This is a genomic window from Nocardia rhizosphaerihabitans (assembly GCF_014646295.1).
Taxonomy (GTDB): Bacteria; Actinomycetota; Actinomycetes; order Mycobacteriales; family Mycobacteriaceae; genus Nocardia; species Nocardia rhizosphaerihabitans.
Genome location: NZ_BMNE01000010.1, coordinates 203,250 through 221,141 on the forward strand (window position 1 = coordinate 203,250; position 17,892 = coordinate 221,141).

General features: G+C 68.5%; 18 protein-coding genes. 12 read left to right on the forward strand and 6 right to left on the reverse strand.

Going from position 1 to position 17,892, the window contains the following annotated elements; translation table 11 throughout:
* Nucleotides 1–15: 15 nt before the first annotated feature.
* Together rffA and IEY60_RS31265 are read right to left on the reverse strand one after the other, a co-directional pair.
* Nucleotides 16–1,152, reverse strand: a complete 1,137-nt coding sequence (gene rffA, locus IEY60_RS31260) for a dTDP-4-amino-4,6-dideoxygalactose transaminase (protein WP_189034103.1) — start codon at nt 1,150–1,152, stop codon at nt 16–18.
* On the reverse strand, nt 1,149–2,189 hold the full coding sequence (locus IEY60_RS31265) for a glycosyltransferase (RefSeq protein ID WP_229740295.1): 1,041 nt from the start codon (nt 2,187–2,189) through the stop codon (nt 1,149–1,151). The genes rffA and IEY60_RS31265 overlap by 4 nt, the downstream gene beginning before the upstream one ends.
* A gap of 255 nt (nt 2,190–2,444) precedes the next feature.
* Here IEY60_RS31265 and IEY60_RS31270 point away from each other — a divergent pair, with 255 nt between their 5' ends.
* Genes IEY60_RS31270 through IEY60_RS31285 form a run of 4 tightly spaced genes read left to right on the forward strand, consistent with a single transcriptional unit; the run spans nt 2,445 to nt 5,861 of the window.
* Entirely contained in the window at nt 2,445–4,682 is a 2,238-nt protein-coding gene (locus tag IEY60_RS31270) for a hypothetical protein (protein WP_229740289.1), read from the forward strand.
* Nucleotides 4,679–5,119: a GtrA family protein gene (locus IEY60_RS31275; protein ID WP_189034105.1), complete on the forward strand. Its 441-nt coding sequence runs from the start codon at nt 4,679–4,681 to the stop codon at nt 5,117–5,119. Before IEY60_RS31270 ends, IEY60_RS31275 begins: the two co-directional genes overlap by 4 nt.
* Nucleotides 5,120–5,128: 9 nt before the next feature.
* Complete coding sequence (locus tag IEY60_RS31280) at nt 5,129–5,353, forward strand: Trm112 family protein (protein WP_189034106.1); 225 nt, start codon at nt 5,129–5,131, stop codon at nt 5,351–5,353.
* Nucleotides 5,354–5,396: 43 nt separating this feature from the next.
* Nucleotides 5,397–5,861 (forward strand): class I SAM-dependent methyltransferase, encoded by a 465-nt coding sequence (locus IEY60_RS31285; protein WP_189034107.1) that lies wholly within the window; start codon nt 5,397–5,399, stop codon nt 5,859–5,861.
* Nucleotide 5,862: 1 nt separating this feature from the next.
* On the opposite strand, the gene IEY60_RS31290 is transcribed toward IEY60_RS31285, so the two are convergent.
* From IEY60_RS31290 to IEY60_RS31305, 4 genes are all read right to left on the reverse strand, one after another.
* On the reverse strand, nt 5,863–6,498 hold the full coding sequence (locus tag IEY60_RS31290; RefSeq protein ID WP_189034108.1) for a TetR/AcrR family transcriptional regulator: 636 nt from the start codon (nt 6,496–6,498) through the stop codon (nt 5,863–5,865).
* Nucleotides 6,499–6,519: 21 nt separating this feature from the next.
* Complete coding sequence (locus IEY60_RS31295; protein ID WP_373291790.1) at nt 6,520–7,287, reverse strand: ABC transporter permease; 768 nt, start codon at nt 7,285–7,287, stop codon at nt 6,520–6,522.
* A complete protein-coding gene (locus IEY60_RS31300; protein WP_189034109.1) occupies nt 7,284–8,012 on the reverse strand; it encodes an ABC transporter ATP-binding protein in 729 nt (242 codons plus the stop codon). Before IEY60_RS31300 ends, IEY60_RS31295 begins: the two co-directional genes overlap by 4 nt.
* 73 nt (nt 8,013–8,085) lie before the next feature.
* Nucleotides 8,086–9,600: a multicopper oxidase family protein gene (locus IEY60_RS31305; RefSeq protein ID WP_189034110.1), complete on the reverse strand. Its 1,515-nt coding sequence runs from the start codon at nt 9,598–9,600 to the stop codon at nt 8,086–8,088.
* A 212-nt stretch (nt 9,601–9,812) separates the two neighbouring features.
* On the opposite strand from IEY60_RS31305, the gene IEY60_RS31310 reads away from it, so the two are divergent.
* The 8 genes from IEY60_RS31310 (at nt 9,813) to tyrS (ending at nt 17,494) form a co-directional block, all read left to right on the forward strand.
* Nucleotides 9,813–10,991, forward strand: coding sequence for an NAD(P)/FAD-dependent oxidoreductase (locus IEY60_RS31310; protein ID WP_189034111.1), 1,179 nt, complete (start codon nt 9,813–9,815; stop codon nt 10,989–10,991).
* A gap of 39 nt (nt 10,992–11,030) precedes the next feature.
* Nucleotides 11,031–11,921: an RNA polymerase sigma-70 factor gene (locus IEY60_RS31315; RefSeq protein ID WP_189034112.1), complete on the forward strand. Its 891-nt coding sequence runs from the start codon at nt 11,031–11,033 to the stop codon at nt 11,919–11,921.
* Between the two features lie 72 nt (nt 11,922–11,993).
* A complete protein-coding gene (locus IEY60_RS31320; RefSeq protein ID WP_229740290.1) occupies nt 11,994–12,497 on the forward strand; it encodes a RipA family octameric membrane protein in 504 nt (167 codons plus the stop codon).
* A 15-nt stretch (nt 12,498–12,512) separates the two neighbouring features.
* Complete coding sequence (locus IEY60_RS31325) at nt 12,513–13,937, forward strand: hypothetical protein (RefSeq protein ID WP_189034113.1); 1,425 nt, start codon at nt 12,513–12,515, stop codon at nt 13,935–13,937.
* Between the two features lie 23 nt (nt 13,938–13,960).
* Nucleotides 13,961–14,596 carry a DNA-3-methyladenine glycosylase gene (locus IEY60_RS31330; RefSeq protein WP_189034114.1) on the forward strand — a complete coding sequence of 212 codons (636 nt, stop codon included), beginning with the start codon at nt 13,961–13,963 and terminating at the stop codon, nt 14,594–14,596.
* Nucleotides 14,597–14,668: 72 nt separating this feature from the next.
* Nucleotides 14,669–15,100 (forward strand): DoxX family protein, encoded by a 432-nt coding sequence (locus IEY60_RS31335; RefSeq protein ID WP_189034115.1) that lies wholly within the window; start codon nt 14,669–14,671, stop codon nt 15,098–15,100.
* A 188-nt stretch (nt 15,101–15,288) separates the two neighbouring features.
* Entirely contained in the window at nt 15,289–16,137 is an 849-nt protein-coding gene (locus IEY60_RS31340) for an alpha/beta hydrolase (RefSeq protein ID WP_189034116.1), read from the forward strand.
* A gap of 70 nt (nt 16,138–16,207) precedes the next feature.
* Nucleotides 16,208–17,494 carry a tyrosine--tRNA ligase gene (gene tyrS, locus IEY60_RS31345; RefSeq protein ID WP_189034117.1) on the forward strand — a complete coding sequence of 429 codons (1,287 nt, stop codon included), beginning with the start codon at nt 16,208–16,210 and terminating at the stop codon, nt 17,492–17,494.
* Nucleotides 17,495–17,892 lie beyond the last annotated feature (398 nt).

Here is a 17,892-nt window from a genome sequence, read left to right on the forward strand (position 1 = left end):
TGACCGCCCGGGGCGCTACACCTGGTATTCGGTGACCGCGTCGATCACGCGGGTCAGCTGGGCGTCGCTCAGCAGGGGCCACAGCGGCAGCCGCACGATCGTCGCGGAGAAGTTCGCCGACCGTGTGCACGGCACCGGCGTGCGGCCGTACTTCAGACCGGCAGGGCTCGAATCCAGCGGAATGTAGTGGAACGGCGCGACGATCCCGCGTTCGGCGAGATGAGCGATGATGCCGTCGCGGCTCTCCTCGGTCGGCATTCGCAGGTAGAACAGGTGCGCGGTGTGGCCACTATCGGCGGGCACCGTCATCGGGCGCACATCGTTGCGGACGGCCCAATCCGGCAGCGCGGCCGCGTAGGTGTCCCACACGCGGTGGCGCTGTTGCTGGATGGTGTCGAACTCGGCCAGCTGCGCGTCAAGCACCGCCGTGTTGAGCTCGCTGGGCAGGTAGCTCGAGCCGATGTCCTGCCAGGAGTACTTGTCGACCTGGCCGCGCAGGAAACGGGCGCGGTCGGTGCCTTTCTCCCGCATGATCTCCGCGCGACCCATCAGGATCTCGTCCGAGAGCAGCAGCGCGCCGCCCTCGCCGCAGTGCACGTTCTTGGTGTCGTGGAAGCTCTGTGTGCCCAGGGTGCCGATGGTGCCCAGCTGCCTGCCGCGCCACGTGCCGCCGAGGCCGTGCGCGTTGTCCTCGATGATCGCCACACCGTGCTGGGCGGCCAGCGCGAGCAACGGCTCCATGTCGGCGGCGACACCGCCGTAGTGCATGACCACGATCGCCTTGGTGCGGTCGGTGATCGCTTCCGCCGCGGCCGCCGGATCGATATTGCCCGTCGTCTCGTCGATATCGACGAACACACAGGTCGAACCGCGCAGCGCCATCGCGGTCGCCGCCGAGGTGAACGCGAAGCTCGGGACGATCACCTCGTCCTCGGGGCCCAGCTCGAGCAGCAGCGCGCCCAGTTCCAGTGCGTGCGTGCACGACGTGGTGAGCAGCGCGTGCCCGGCGCCGGTGATGGCCTTGATCTTGGCCGTCGCCGACTTGGTGAACTGACCGTCGCCGTGACTGTGATCGGAATCGAGCACGGTCAGCAGATTGGCGCGTTCAGCGGCAGCGCGGAACGGCCTGCTGAAGATGATCCGGTCGCTCACTCGTGATGGCCCTTCTCCGTCGCGGCTGCCGGCACCGCGGCGTCGACTCGATGGTTCACGGCCGGCGCAAGCATCGTATCCGGGCGCGGTGTCGGGGTCTCGACGGTCAGGTACAGCGGCTTGCCGACCAGGATGTGCAGGGCCACACCGAGATATTCCGCGATCAGGCCGAGCGAGAACAGCGTCGCGCCCGAGCACAACAGCAGCACGACGATGATCGACGCCCAGCCCTCGGGATCGTGATTGTCCTGCGTCAGCGCCTGCACGATGACCACCCCGGCCATGATCACGCCCGCCAGCGCCAGCGTCACCCCGAGCATGCTCACCAGGCGCAGACCACGAGTGCCGCTGCACAGCACCATCTTCCAGAACAGCGAGAACAGACGGCGATAGTTGTAGCCGGACTCCTCGCGGCCCTCGGCGCGCAGCACCACCGGCACCTGAACGGCATTGCCGACCACCCAGGTCAGCGCCACATCCAGATACACGCCGTTGGCCGCGACCTCCGCAAGCTGACGACCGATATCACCGCGGATCAGCCGGAAACTCTCGAACCGCGTCGAATCCGGGAACGCGAACACCGTGGCCAGCACGATCTTCGAGCCGCGCGAGGTGATGTTGCGCAGGAAACCGTGCGGTCGGGTATTGGTCGGCTTCGAATAGACCAGATCCGCGCGCGAAGCCAGCGCCGCGTCGAGGAAATCGGCGATGAACGCCGGGTCGTGCTGACCGTCCTCGTCCATCGTGACGATCCAGTCGCCCCGCGCCGCCGCCATTCCCGCGATCGTCGCCGCGTCCTGACCGAAATTGCGGCTCAACCACACCGGGCGAACCTGCGGATAGGCGCCTGCCAGTTCTTGCAGCACCACATCCGAACGGTCGGGGCCGTTGTCGTGCACGAGGATGATCTCCTCGACCGCGAACCGGGCGCCGCCGGTCGAGGTGGACGGGCCGGTCAGCCGATCCAGCTCGGCGACCAGCGCCGCGATCGTCTCCTCGCCGCGATACACCGGGACGACCACCGACACCGAATGCACCGGGCTCGACCCGTCGCGGGCGGGCGCGCCGGCACGCAGGACTGCGCCGGGTCGGGACGAATGTGCGGAAGGAATCGGCATCGTCGACTTTCGGTGTATGAGGGCGAGCGCGTGGAGAAACCCAACAGTGAGCGCACTTTAACATCGGAATATGGCAGCCCGTGGCGCTGCTCGGGCGCCTGCCACGGGTCCGCGGCGGATGTGCCGTGCGGCGGTGCCGATGTGGGCACTTGCCTGTAGGGTCTGGTCCTCGTGGTGGAAAGTAGAACCCCTCCCCGTCGTGCCGTGTACCTGTGGGGCTTGATCACCTCCCTCGGAGTGATCGCGGGCTATGGCGCGGTTCTGCTCGCCAACGCCAGGCACTTCTACACCGACGACACCGAATCCCAGTACGTCCCGCTGTGGGTGATGCTCGGCAGGCGGCTGCGCGACGGTGATCTGCCGGTGATGGTGCCCGAGCACTGGATGGCCGGAAACTACTCGATCGAAGAAGCCGGACTGCTGAATCCGCCGCAGCTGCTGATCGATCTGATCGCGCCGTCGGTCGGCAATCTCGTGCTCTACGCGACCGTGGTGAAGCTGATCTTCGCCATCATCCTCGGCCTCGGCGTCTACCGGATCTGCCTGGCCTACGGCTCGAAGGTGCAGTGGGCGGCGCTGGCGGGCGTGTCGATCCCGTTCACCGGCTGGCTGCTGTTCTTCGACGAGGCCAGCTGGATGACAGCGTTCACCGGCACCGCGTGGATGGTGCACGCGTGGGCGTCCGGGGTGCGTTACGCGCGTGGACGCGGCGGCCCGATCCCGGTGTTCGTCTACCTGTATCTGGCGATCTCGGTGCAGTACATCTTCCCCGCGGTCGAGGCCGGTCTGATGATCGGCGCGGTCGCGGTCGGCGAGCTGGTCTACCAGAAGACCTGGCGGCCTTCGCTGAAACTGCTGCTGGTCTCGGGTCTGGCCGCGCTGGCCGGGCTGGCGACCTACCTGCCCAGCATGCTGTCGGCCAAGGTGACCTGGCGTGGCACCGCCCAGATCAACAACGACCAGTTCCTCACCGTGCCGTGGTCGGAATCGCTGAACGCGAGCCTTCCGTCGACGCTGCCCGCGTTCACCTCGTGGTGGGGCTACGTGCAGCCGCTGCCGGTGGTCTACATCGCCTGGTTCCTGATCCCGGCGCTGGCGTTCATCGACTGGGGCAAGGCGCGCGACGCCTGGCGCGAGCTCAGTGGGATCGCGCTGTTCGCGATCGCCGCGCTCATGTGGACCGCGGGTCCCGGCACGATCGGGCCGCTGCGCTGGCCTGCCCGCGTGCTGCCGATGGTGGCGCTGGGTCTGCTGCTGCTGGTGTGCGTGCTGCTCGGTCGGTTCGCCACGTTCAAGGACTGGCGTTCGCGCGGTATCGCCGCCGCGGTACTGATCGGGCTGCTGTGGGTGCGGTCGTTCTCGGCCGATCCGCACAACTGGGTTGTCCACGTGGTGGCCGCGCTGGTTCTCGCCGCGCTCGGTGCCGGGGTGGTGTGGCTCGCGGTGAACAAGGGCACCTCGGCCGCGGTCGCGCTGGCGATCGTCGCGGTGTTCCCGATCGCGTACTTCCAGGTCGACCGCGCCCAGCCGACGCCGATGAGCTGGAACCTGCCCAGCGATCGGGGCGCGGCCATGGCGGCGTTCCCCGATTTCGCGGGCACCACCCTGCAACTGGGTGATCGCGCGCTGATCCAGCCGGGGGAGCGCACGCTCGACGGCGCCTACGGCTCGCTGGTGTTCGGCAACTACGCCAAGGATCTCGAGCTCACCTACGTCAGCGGGTACACCCCGAACGGGCACTACTGGTTCGGCGACATGCTCTGCATGCGCTGGGACACCAGCGTCTGCCCCGACGCCTACCGGCGCGCGTTCGCGGTCGAACCATCCACCGGCAAGACGATCGTCGACCTGATGAACGTCGACCGCGTCGTGCTCCAGCGCGCGCTCTACCCGGACGCCCGCAGCCAGGAGGCGCCCAGCGGCTGGAAGTGGGTCGACTACCCCGGCCACGAGAAGTACATCGCGGTGCTCGAACGCGAGAACGGCCTGATCTCCACCCGCAACGGCCGCGTCTCGGCGGTCGAGGGCGGCACCGCGGTCTCGGTGTCGGAAACCGACACCACCAGCCGGGTCAGGGTCAGCTCCGAGACCGGCGGCCGCGTGGTGTTCGCGCGCCTGGGCTGGCCTGGCTACCGGGTGAGCATCGACGGCAAGGACGTGCCGTTCACGGTCGTCGCCAAGAGCTTCGTCGCGGTCGACATCCCCGCGGGCACCCGCAACGGTGACCTCGAACTGACCTGGCGTCCGCCGGGCTGGAAGATCGGCGGCGCCGCGATCGGCCTCGGCCTGCTCGGCCTCGCGCTGTTGCAGTGGCTGTACGTGCGCGGGCGCAAGCCCGAGGACGAGCTGGCGGCCCCTGCGGCCGAATCGATCCCCGACGGCGACGCCGAGCTCGCGGACGCGGTGCGATGACCGCCGAGGCGCCTGCCCACGGCGTGCTCGAGACGCCGGGCCCGCTGCTGCGGATCGTCAAACGCCAGGAGCTGGCGTTCGCGATCGTCGGCGGGTTCAACACCCTGCTCGGCATGGCGCTGGCCGTGTTCTGGCTGGGTGTGTTCGGCGACGGGAGGCCCGGTCTGGCGGTGGTCGCGGCCTACGCGGTGAGCACGGTCGTCGCGTTCGTCCTGCACCGCACCCTGGTGTTCCGGGTCCGCGGGCACCTGCTGCGCGACTTCGTCGCCTTCTGCGGTGTGAACGTGGGCGGCCTGGTCCTCAACGTCATCCTGGTGGAGCTGGCCGTGACGGGGCTGGGTTTCCCGGCCGCACCCGCGTCGGTGATCGTGATGGGTCTGGTCGCGGTGCTCAGCTTCTTCGGGCACCGCTACATCTCGTTCCGGCGGGCGCGGTAGGTTAGGGACATGGCGCACGAATCCACCATCGACGCAACCCTGCTCAGCCTGCTCGCCTGCCCCCAGGACAAGGGCCCGCTGCAGCTGGTGCGTACCGAATCGGACGCGAGCGTGCTCTACAACCCGCGCCTACACCGCGCCTACCCGATCGACAACGGCATCCCGGTGCTGCTGATCGACGAGGCACGCGACGTCACCGACGCCGAACACGAGTTCTTCACCGCCCAGTCCTGATCGGCGCTGCGAACGTAGGGTCCCCATCGGCCCCGCTTCAGAGTTGGGCCGGTTCCTGCCGCCGTCGCAGCGGTGCCGGTACCTGCCGATCAGCGCGCTCGATCTGACCTGGCTCGACCACGTCGATCCCGCGCACGGCGTCTTCGTCACGGCGCAGGGACTTTTCATGTACTTCGAGCCCGACGACGTGCGCCGTCTGGTCGCCGCGATCCTCGAACGCTTCCCCGGCGTCGAGCTGATGTTCGACACCATCCCACCCTGGTTCTCCCGCAAGACGATGCGCGGATTCCGCAAGACGCCGGACTACCTCGCGCCGCCGATGCCCTGGGGTGTGCAGCGGAGCAAGATCGCCGCGCTGCTCCGGTCATGGAGTCCCGCGGTCGAGGAGGTGACGGTGAGCTCCTACGGACCCTCGCACGGCCCGCTCGCCACGACTCTGCCGCTGTTCGCCGCGCTGCCGATCCTGCGCGATATCCCGCCCGCGATCGTCCGGGTGCGTTCGCGCTGAATCACGCACCGCCGCCGCCGATGTCACCGGTCAGGTAGCGCTGCATCGAGGGGCCGACGGCGGCGACGACCTCGTCGATCGGCATCGACGCCAGCGGTTCGATCCCGACGATCTTGCGGGCGGTCAGCACCCCGACCATCTGCGCGGCCGCCAGCGCTACCCGCGCCCGGCCGTCGTCGGCGGGGGTGGCGATCCGGGCCCGCACCCGTTCCAGCACCACCTGGAGCAGGAACGAGCGGGCCAGGTTCATCTCGCCGCCGCCGAACATACTGCGCACCATCGCGACGATGCCGGGTCCGGCGGGGGAGTCCCACACCCCTACCACCGCGCGCACGATGGTCGGTCCGAGCTCGTCCAGTGGCGCGCGGTCGACCGCGTTCAGCGTCGCCTCCGGGTCGGCGGGGAACTCCACCACCGCAGCGAACAACTGCTGCTTGGTGCCGAAATAGTGGTGGACGAGGGCCGGGTCGACGTCGGCGTCACCGGCGATCGCCCGGATCGATGTCTTGTCGAAACCGGTGTCGGCGAACCGGATCCGAGCCGCGTCGAGGATCGCCGCGCGCGTATCGGTATTGCCGGGCCTGCGCCCGGTACGACCGGATCTGGCTGTGCCCGAACCGGATTCGCCGTCACTCATGGGTATCCCTCTCCTCGTCCGTCAGGGAGTCCGTCGACGCAGGGTAGCCGCGCCGAGGCACAGGGCCACCACCGCGAACCCGGCGACCACCGCGATATCGCGCCACATGGTCGCGGTCGGCTCCGCATACAGCGACACCTGTTGCAGCGCGTCCACCGCGTAGCTCAACGGCATCACATTGCTGATCGCCTCGAGCCAGCCGGGCAGCTGGTCGCGCGGAACGAGCAAGCCGCACAGGAAGATCTGCGGCGCCACGATCACCGGCATGAACTGCACCGCCTGGAATTCGGTGCGCGCGAACGCGCTGGCCAGCAGGCCGAGCGCGACACCGCCGATCGCGTCGACCACGGCGATCAGCATCACCCAGCCGGGATTGCCCGCGGCGTTCATGTCGAGCAACCAGAAGGCGACCAGACAGGCGACGGCGGCCTGCGCCGCGGCGGCCAGCGAGAACGCGCTGCCGTACCCGGCCAGCAGATCCAGCTTGCGCAACGGCGTGGTGAGCAGCCGCTCGAGCGTGCCCGAGGTGCGTTCGCGCTGCATCGCGATGGCGGTGATCAGGAACATCACGATGAACGGCAGGATGCCGAGCATGGTGATGCCGACCCGGTCGAAGATCGTCAGCGGGGCGTGCGGCGCGCGCGGCGCGTCCTGATAGATGAAGTACAGCAACGTCATCAGCAGGGCAGGGACCACCAGGATCATGGCCACGGTGCGGTGATCGTTGCGCAACTGCCGCAGGATCCGGCCGGTGGTAGCGGTGTAGGGGCGCAGGGTCATGGTGGTCATGCGCTCTCTTCCATCGTGATCAGGGTGAGGAAGGCGGTCTCGAGGTTCTGCTCGTCGGTGCGTTCGCGCAGTTCATCGGGACTGAGCTGGGCGAGCAGGTTGCCCTCGCGCATGAGCAGCAGCCGATCGCAGTGGTCGGCCTCGTCCATCACGTGACTCGAGACGAGCAATGTCGTTCCCGCCGCGGCCAAGTCGCGGAACTGCTTCCACAGTTCGACGCGCAGGACCGGGTCGAGGCCGACGGTCGGTTCGTCCATGACCAGCAGTTCCGGCTTGCCGACCAGCGCACAGGCCAGCGACGCCCTGGTCTGCTGCCCGCTGGAGAGCTGATTGCCCAGCTGGTCCGCGTACTCGCGCAAACCGACCGCGGTGAGCGCTGATTCGATGTCGTCGCGATCGCGGCCGTAGAGCGCGGCGTAATAGGCAACGTTCTCGCGGACGCTGATGTCGGCGTAGATGCTCGGCGCCTGGGTGACGTAACCGACCCGGCGCCGCAACCCGGCGCTGCCCGCCGGCTCGCCGAGCACGGTGACGGTGCCTGATTCCACGATCTGGGTGCCGACGATGCTGCGCAGCAGCGTTGTCTTGCCGCAGCCCGACGGGCCGAGCAGCCCGGAGATCGAGCCGCGTGGGATATCGAGCGTCAGTCCGTGCAGAACGGTGCGTTTCCCGCGGGTGACGGTCAGGCCGTCGACCTGGACGGCCGGGGGTGCCGGGTGCGACATGGTCGCCTCAATTCATCGAGTGTTGAATTCACTATGTGATGAATTTAGCGCGGCCCGGTCGGCGTGGCAAGAGTCAATGCGCGTGCCGCGGGGGTGGCGCGGCCTGCTGACCTGGCTCGACGACCACGAACTGGCCCATCATCCCCACGTCCTCGTGCCAGAGCAGATGGCAGTGATACATGTACGGAGTGTCCGGATCGGCGGGACCGTCGAAGCGCAGCGCCAGCGTCGCGGTCGTGTTCGGCGGCAGGAAGATCGTGTCCTTGGGTCCGGTCAGCGCCGGTGGCGGCGGCGCGCCCGCGTAGTCGAGCACCCGGAACTGCACGTCGTGGACGTGGAAGTTGTGCGGCATCCCGTCGGCATTGCGGACCACCCACTTCTCGGTCGTGCCACGGGTGACGGTCGCGTCGATGCGGTCCATCGCCATCGGGGCACCGTTGATGCCGGCGAGGGTGAGGTCGAAGGTGCGTTCGACCGCGGCATCAGAGCCGTCCGGCGTCGACGGCGCGACCAGTGCGGCGGGCAGCTCGGGGGAGGGGCGCAGGGTATCGGCGGCCCGGAGCTCGAGCACATCGAACCGGTCGTCGCCACCGGAGAACCGGTTGGACCAGAAGTCCAAGCCCGCGTCGAGCTGTTCGCTGCGCAGCACCGCGCGCTCGCCGGGCTGCATGCGCACCACGATCTCGGCGCGCTCGCCGGGCGAAAGCTGCACCGCTGTCAGCGATTCGGGCCGTTCGAGCAGGCCGCCGTCGGAGGCGATCAGCGAGAACCGCTTGCTGTCGCGGAAGGTGAAGTTGTAGATCCGTGCGGTCGAGGCGTTGAGCAGCCGCAGCCGGACCAGTTCGTCGCCGACCTCCTGATACGGCGCGAGGGTGCCGTTGACCATGGTGCGGTCGCCCAGGAATCCGATATCGCGGAAGACGGCGTGGCTGCCGTCGAGGCGTTTGCCGCGCAGGCGCATGTCCTGCACGATCACCGGGATGTCGTCGACGCCGTAGGTGTCGGGCAGCGGCAGCGCGGTTTCGTCGTCGATCAGGAACATGCCGGCCAGGCCGCGGCGCACATGGTCCTCGGTCGCACCGTGCGGGTGCGGGTGGTACCAGAGCGTCGAAGCCGGTTGTGCCACCGTCCATTCCGGCGTCCAGGTCGCGCCCGCCTCGACCATCTGGTGCGGGCCGCCGTCCATCGCCGCGGGTAGGTGCATGCCGTGCCAGTGCACCGTCGAGGCCTCGGGCAACTGGTTGCGCACCCGGACCCGCACCTTTTCGCCGCGGGCGGCGCGCAGCGTGGGGCCGAGGTAGCTGCCGTTGAAACCCCAGGTCTCGGTGGCCTTGCCTGGCTCGAATTCCGTTGTGCCGGTCTGCATATCGAGGGTGAACACGCGGGTGCCGTCGGGTTCGACGGTGGCTGCGGCCAATGGTGGGATCGCGAGCGGGCGGGTGAATTCCGTGGTGCCGACGGTGGAGACGTCGGCGTCGGCCCAGGTCCAGGTCACCAGGCCCGCGATCGCGAGTACCAGGGTGAGGACGAGTGCGCCCGCGCCGAGCAGTACCCGGCGCAGGCGGCCGGGTCGAGAAGGGGAAGCCATGTCCCGACGGTAGGGAGCGCGAGCTCGGTCGCACATCGGGAAGCGTCCCCCATCGGACCCTGGCCCGCACCCTGATCGCGCGGTTGTTTCCGCAGGTGGCAGTGGGTTTCGGGGCAGCGAGGTTGTCTTGTGATGCGGGTCACATCAGGTGGCTGTCACGATCCGGCGGGGTCGTTTGTCCTATCGGCATCCCACCGACAAGGAGCATCGCCATGAACACCACCACGCACCGCATCGTCGTCCTCGGCGCCGGCTACACGGGCATGCTGGCCGCGATCCGCCTCGCCCGGCGCACCCGCAAGCTCGACGTCCGGATCACCCTGGTCAACCCGTCGGCGCGGTTCACCGAGCGGCTGCGCATGCACCAGATCGCCGCCGGTCAGGAACTCGCGAACCACCACATCCCCGAGCTCCTCGACGGCACCGGCATCGAGTTCGTCCAGGGCTGGGCCACCGCCATCGACCCCGACACGCGGCGTGTGCACGTCGACGGTTTCGGTGAGCTGCCCTACGACGCACTGGTCTACGCGCTCGGCAGCACCACCGACACCACCGTCGTCCCCGGCGTCGCCGATCACGCGTGGACGCTCAACGATCCGCGCCTCGCCCACGAATTCGCCGGCAAGCTCACCGAACTCGCCGCAACGGGCGGCACGGTGACGGTGTGCGGCGGCGGTCTCACCGGCATCGAAGCCGCCACCGAGATCGCCGAGAGCCACCCAGGTCTGCGCGTCACCCTGATCAGCGCGACCGAGCCGGGCGCGATGATGGGCGAGAAGGCCCGCGCGTATCTGAACAAGGCGATGGACCGGCTCGGGGTCGTCCGGGCGACCGGACTGCGCGTCACCAAGGTGCTGCCCGACACGGTCGAACTCGCCGACGGCACCAGGATCGACGCCGACCTCACCCTGTGGACCAGCGGTGTGCGGGTCTCGCCGCTCGCCGCCGAGGCGGGTATCGCGACCGACGAGCGCGGCCTGATCGTGGTCGACCCCACCCTGAAGTCGGTGTCGCACGCCACGATTCACGCCGTCGGTGACGCCGCCGCGGTGCGTCAGGCATGGGGCCTTGTCCACGGCACCTGCCAGAGCGGCCTGCCCACCGCCGCCTTCGTCGCCGACGCGATCGCGGCCGGGCTGCGCGGCAAGCCGGTGCGGCCGTTCCGCTTCGGCTACTTCCATCAGCCGGTGAGCCTCGGCCGCCGCGACGCGGTCATCCAGTTCACCAACGCCGACGACACCCCGCGCCGCTTCTACCTGACCGGCTGGGCAGCCAGGACCTACAAGGAGATGGTCAGCAGCAGCCCGGTGCCGACGTTCAAGGCGAGCAAGCGGATGACCATGAGCGTCCAGCTGTCCAAGGGCGGCACGGCGACTCGCGCGACCGCGTGATCCCGCCCCCGAACTCGCCCCAGTGACGGAGCATGCGCCATGGTTGACCCCATGCCGGACCAGGACCCCTTCTTCGAGCACCGCCGTCTGCTGTTCGCGACCGCCTACCGGATGCTCGGCACCGTCACCGACGCCGAGGACATCTTGCAAGACGCGTGGCTGAAATGGAACGACACCGATCACGCCGCGGTCGAGCACCCGAAGGCGTACCTGGTCCGGACCGTCACCAACCTGTCGCTGAACCGGCTCACCTCCGCCCGGGTGACCCGCGAGGCCTACGTCGGCCCGTGGCTGCCCGAGCCGGTACTGACCTCACCCGACATCGCCGAGGACGCCGCATTGGCCGACACTGTGTCCACCGCCATGCTGGTGGTGCTGGAAACCCTGACCCCCGTCGAACGCGCGGTATTCCTGCTGCGTGAGGTGTTCGGCTACACGCACGCCGAGATCGCCGAGGCGCTCGACAAGACCGAGGCGAACGTGCGCCAGATCGCGCACCGCGCCAAGAACCACGTCCAGTCGCGGCGTCCGCGCTTCGACACCGACATGGCCGCCCGCGCCCACATCACCGAACAGTTCATGGCCGCCTGCTCCGGCGGCGACCTGAACGCGCTGATGGACCTGCTGGCCCCCGACGTCACCTGCTGGTCCGACGGCGGCGGCGTCGTCACCGCGGCGCGCAGGCCACTGCACGGTCCCGACCACGTCGCCCGCTGGATCCTCGGCGTGCTGGCCAAACCCTCCTCTGCGGGCATCGAACTCAGCACCGCCGAGATCAACGGCGAACTGGGCACCCTCGCCTCGATCGGCGGAAACCCCGGCGCCGCCTTCACCTTCGACCTCGTCGACGGCCGCATCCAGAACCTGCGCTTCCAGGTCAACCCGGGCAAGCTGGCAGGCCTCTACCGCGGCACCGACCTGCTGGGCTGAATCGCGCTGCGCGCGAGCCGACTTCGGAATATCATCGAGGCCACCTCATCGGCCCCTCGGAAGGTGACTGCGGTGTCCGATCCGATCAGTCACGGGGTGTGGAACCCCGACCGAACACCCGAGGACTTCGCGGGCCGCTACCACGACCTCGTGCTCGAGCAATACAAGCTCTACGTCGAGATGGCCGACCGGATCAGTGCGCGCCGCAGCCTGACCAACAGCTTCTTTCTCACCCTCAACACCAGTGCCTTCACCGTCATCGGGCTCGTGCTGCAACTGCGGCCCGGGCGCGGGGTGTGGACGCTGATCTTCCCGACGGTGGCGCTGGTCGTGCAGTGCGGCGCTTGGTATTTCCTGCTGCGGTCCTACCGTCAGCTCAATGCGGCCAAGTACCGGGTCGTCGGCGAACTGGAGGAGCGGCTGCCCGCCTCGCCGTACTGGCGTGCGGAATGGGCGGCGCTCGGTCACGGCCGCGACCGCACGCTCTATACGCCGATTACCCATCTCGAGCAGTGGGTGCCGGTGGTCTTCGCGATCACCTACGTGGTCACCTATGTCGTCGCCGTGCTGCTGTGATCGTGGGGGCACGACATGACCGCGGAGGAACTCCGGCAGCGCGTACGCACCAAGGAATCGGAGTCGCTGCGGTCGGCACTCGGTAGCACCGCGACGGTGCTGCTCTTGGCCGCGGCGATCGTCGGACTGGTGGTCTTCGCGCCCGAGCCGCTCGCGGAAGCCGTTCCCGCCGTACCGTTGTCGACGTGGCGGCAGCTCGTGCTGTTTCCGGTGGTGCCGTGCTGTTTCGGGTTGTTCGGGAGCGGCTGGGAGGGGGCACGCGACTGGTACGACTGGCAGCGCGCGCACCGCGTCCGACTCGACGTCGACCGTCGCCCCGAGCTGGCCGCCCTGCTGGTGCCGCCGCTCGAGAATCATCTGGACGCGCTGCGGAAGGTTCGCGGGCATCGGCAGGTGATGTGGCGGCGGGCGCGCTGGGTCGTGCTTCCGGTCGGCCTGGTCGTGGCCATCGCGATCTTCGGCGTGCAGGTCGAGGAACCCGACGGAACCATGCGGGAAGCGCCCGCCGCGCCCTATCTCGCGGTTCTGGTGGTGATCGCGGTCGCCATCGTCGGCGCGGCGCTCCCGCGCTGGCGTCGCTGGTCGGCGTCCTCCACCGCCGAGAAGTGGTCACGTGACCCGGCCTACGCCGCATCGCTGACCCGGCTGGCCCCGGACCCGGTCGATGTGCGGGCCGCCGATATCCCCCCGCTGTGTGTGCAATTCGTGCGCCCGACACCGTCGCGCTACAAGGTCGGTGCGGTGACACGTACCCGCAATGTGTTCGGCTGGCCGCCCGAGGACATCGCCTATCTGCGCTTGTTCGACAACCATGCCCGGATCCGCAGCTTCCTGCGTGGCGCGTGGCGCGAGTTCGGCTATGTCCACATCCTGCGCAGCTCCGGCTCGGTCAGCCCCGAAGAGGTCGCTCGAGCCAAGGCGGGCAAGGCGATTCACACGCTCTTTGCGACCTCGCCCCGCACCTTCCGCACCGCACTGGCCGCCTGCCCCACCGAACCGCTGCCGCCGGGCCGACATCGGCTGACCGGCATCACCAATACCCCGGAACGCGTCAACGATCCCGTCGGCAGCTACCCGGTACGAGCCCTGCTGTGCCACGGCAGCTTCTGGCAGAGTGCGGTCGACATGCTGCTGACCAGAGTCGGACTTGTCGTCGTCGATCTCTCGGGCTACCTTCCCGCCAACACCGGCACCCAATTCGAACTCCAACGGGTGATCGACCGTTTCCCGATCACCCGCGTCGTCCTGCTGTGCGACGACTCCGCCGACCGAACCTTCCTCCGTGCCCAGATCCACTACCACTGGTCCCGCATGGCGGCCGGTTCCCCCAACGCGGGCGCTGCTGAACGAACGATCCTGGTGGCCATCACCGGCGCGGGGCGCGAGGCCGATCGCGAACTCATGGCACGGCTCCTCGAACGCCGCCGCGAGCGGGGATAGCCGGATGGGCCAGAATGGCGAGCGTGTCCGCCCAGGAACTCGCCGTCGATCCGCCCACCGCCGCGCGCAGGTTGCTCGGCGCGACCCTGTCGTCGGGGCCGGTCTCCGTGCGCATCGTCGAGGTCGAGGCCTACGGCAGCGATCCGGCGGGGCTGTGGCCCGATCCCGCCGCCCATTCCTGGCCGGGGCCGACCGCCCGTAATGCGGTGATGTTCGGTCCGGCCGGGCGGCTCTACGTGTACCGCTCGTACGGCATCCACGTCTGCGCGAACGTGACCACCGGATTCGACGGTGCGGCCGCGGCAGTGCTGCTCCGCGCCGGCGAGGTCATCGCAGGTCATGATCTCGCCCGCGTCCGCCGCCCCGCCTCGCGGTCCGATGTCGACCTGGCTCGCGGCCCCGGAAACCTGGGCAGCGCACTGGGTTTCACCTTCGACGACTACGGCACCGAGTTGTTCGACCCGTACTCCGAGATCCGGCTCGAGCTGAATCCGGCTGTCCCGCAGGCCGAGATCGCGGTGGGGCCGCGCATCGGGGTGAGTGTGGCCGCCGACGTCGCGTGGCGGTTCTGGCTGCCCGCCTCGCCCGCGGTATCCACCTACCGGCGCAGTCCACGTGCGCCCGAACCGGTCGCGAAAAAAATTTCGCGGCGGCGATGAATTCGCTACGCGGGCCACGTCCTATCTGGTGAACGCGCTACCCACCGAGCGCAACCGACCGAAGGACACGACATGACCACCACGACCACCACCTCTTCCGCGACCTTCTCCACCGCTGCCGTCTACCGCCCCGGCAAGATCCGCAACCGCGTCCTGTGGACTCTGCAGGTGGTACTCGGCCTGTTCTTCATCATCGCCTCGGGCGGCCCGAAGATCGTCATCCCGAACATCCTGATGGAAAACCCGCCCGAGAACCTGACCATCTCCCTCGGGCTGCTCATCTTCATCGGAGTCGCGGAGGTGGCCGGCGGTATCGGCCTGATGGTGCCGCGGCTCAGTGCCATGGCCGCCATCGGCCTGTCCGTGCTCACCGTGCTCGCCGCCGCGACGCAGGCCTTCATCGCCGACAAGCCCGCGATGGGAATCTTCCCGCTGGTGCTGGCCGCGATCTTCGCCTGGATCGCCTACGAGCGCCGCGACAGCATCACCTCGCTGGTTCGGTGAGTCACCGACCGCGCTGAGCATCGCCGGGCCGAGCAGGTCCGGCGATTTTCGGCGTCCGCGGACACCGGTGGGGTTGTCCGCGGACACAAGGGCACGCGGCGGAACTCGTTGCCGAATCCTATGGGACCCGGGCCACTTCCGGTGCGACGATCGATGTCCACACGCCCGAGCCTTCCGCAGGAGTATTCGTGTTCACCTTCACCAGCAGTGACGGCATCACCATCCATGTCCGGAGCTGGTTGCCCGCCGCTGTCGAACCGGTGGGTGTGGTGCAGATCGCGCACGGCATGGGTGAGCACTCGGATCGGTACAGCCATCTGGCCACCACGCTGGCGGCACTCGGCTACGCCGTCTACGCCGGCGACCACCGGGGCCACGGCTACAGCATGTTCTCCGAGCCGGGGAAACTCGGCGACGACGGCTGGAACCTGCTCGTCGCCGACCTGGTGACGCTGACCGAACTGCTGCGGGAGCGTCATCCCGGCCTGCCGGTCACCCTGTTCGGGCACAGCCTCGGCTCCTTCGCGGTACAGCACTACATCCTCGATCACTCCACGCTCGTCGACGAGGTCGTGCTGTGCGGGTCGACGGCGGTGGACGGGCTCTTCGACAACATCGCGGCCGCGGGCGGCGACCTGACGGCCTTCTTCAACGCCCGATTCCAGCCGACGCGCACCGACGCGGACTGGATCAGCAGCGACGAAGCGCAGGTCGACGCGTACCTCGCCGATCCCTGGTGCGGCTTCGCCATCGACGACACCAATATGGCGCAGCTCGCGGCCACCGCCTACCAGCGCCTGAACGATCCGAGCACCGTGCGCACCGACCTGCCGATGTACGTGATGGTCGGCGACCAGGATCCGCTCAACGACGGCACGCGCCTGTCCGACCAGCTGGTCCAGCGCTACCGCGACGCGGGACTGACCGACATCACCTACCGGATCTACCCGGGCGCCCGCCACGAGGTGCTCAACGAGGTCAACCGGGACGAGGTCGAAGCCGAGCTCGCTGACTGGGTCACCCGCGTGCGGGTCTGAGCGCCCAGTCAGCCCGACACCGCCCGACCTGCGCGCGGGCGGTGGAACGAGTACGGAAAGATGGAACACCGTGACCGGCGACATCTTCGACGAACTGACCTGGCGCGGCCTGATCGCGCAGTCCACCGACCTGGACGAGCTGCGGGCGGCAGCCGCTACCGCGCCGCTGACCCTGTATGCCGGCTTCGACCCCACCGCGGCCAGTCTGCACGCGGGGCACCTCGTCCCGCTGCTCGCACTGAAGCGTTTCCAGCGGGCCGGTCACCGGCCGATCGTCCTCGCGGGTGGTGCCACCGGCCTCATCGGTGACCCGCGCGACGTCGGCGAACGCACGATGAACTCCAGCGACACCGTCGCCGAATGGGCTCAGCGCATCCGCTCCCAGCTCGAGCGTTTCGTCGACCTCGACGATTCGCCGACCGGCGCGGTGATCGCCGACAACATGGACTGGACCGGCTCGCTGTCGACGGTGGACTTCCTGCGCGACGTCGGCAAGCACTTCTCGGTCAATGTCATGCTCGCCCGCGACACCGTCAAGCGGCGGCTCGAGGGTGACGGCATCTCCTACACCGAATTCAGCTACATGCTGCTGCAGGCCAACGACTACCTGCAGCTGCGGCGCGAATACGGCTGCATCCTGCAGGTCGGCGGCTCCGACCAGTGGGGCAACATCATCGCCGGCGTCGAGCTGAACCGCCGCGTCGACGGTGCGCACGTGCACGCGCTCACCGTCCCCCTGGTGACCTCGGCCGACGGCAAGAAGTTCGGCAAGTCCACCGGTGGCGGCAGTCTGTGGCTCGACCCCGAACTGACCAGCCCCTACGCCTGGTACCAGTACTTCGTGAACACCGCCGACGCCGATGTCGTGCGGTACCTGCGCTGGTTCACCTTCCTCGGCAGGGAAGAACTCGACGAGCTCGAGCGGGCGACCGCGGAACGCCCGTTCGCCCGCGAGGCGCAGAAGCGCCTGGCCGCCGAGATGACCACGCTGGTGCACGGCGAAGCCGAGACCCATGCGGTGGAACTGGCGAGCCAGGCCCTGTTCGGCCGCGGTGACCTGCGTGAACTCCCGGAATCGACGCTGGGCGCCGCCCTGCGCGAGACCGCGATCGACGGCAAGGTCGCCGAGGTCGTGCCGGGCGAACCGAACACGATCGTCGATCTGCTCGTCGCGTCCGGCCTGGCCGAGAGCAGGGGAGCGGCCCGTCGCGTGGTCAACGAAGGCGGTGCGTCGGTGAACAACGAGCGCATCGGCGACATCGAGTGGACCCCGTCCGACGCCGACTACCTGCACGGGCAGTGGCTGGTGCTGCGCCGGGGCAAGAAGAACATGGCAGGCGTCCGGCGGATAGCCTGATCTCGCCGCGGAGGCCTGAATCACATCCGTGTGATTCAGGCCGGCGCAGCGGCCGAGTCCGGCGCTCTGACCTGCGCAGATTCCCTGCTGTCCAGGCGATTTGACGCGGAGTTATCCGGCGCGTAACTTATTGGAAGTCAGAGCGACACGGACACCAACCCGGAGCCGAGACGCTGGCCCTCAGGGCGAGCGGGCGTAGGGAAAACGCGGTAGGACGGGGTGCGCCTGGCATTGCCTCATCGAGTGACCAGCGTTACGATTGACATCGCCTGGAAGCACGGTTAGGCTGGAACAGTTGCCCTGGAGGAGATCCGGACGAGAGCCGGTGGTCCTCCTTGTGCGTGTGTTCTTTGAGAACTCAATAGTGTGTCGATGAATGTCAGTGCCAATATTATTAT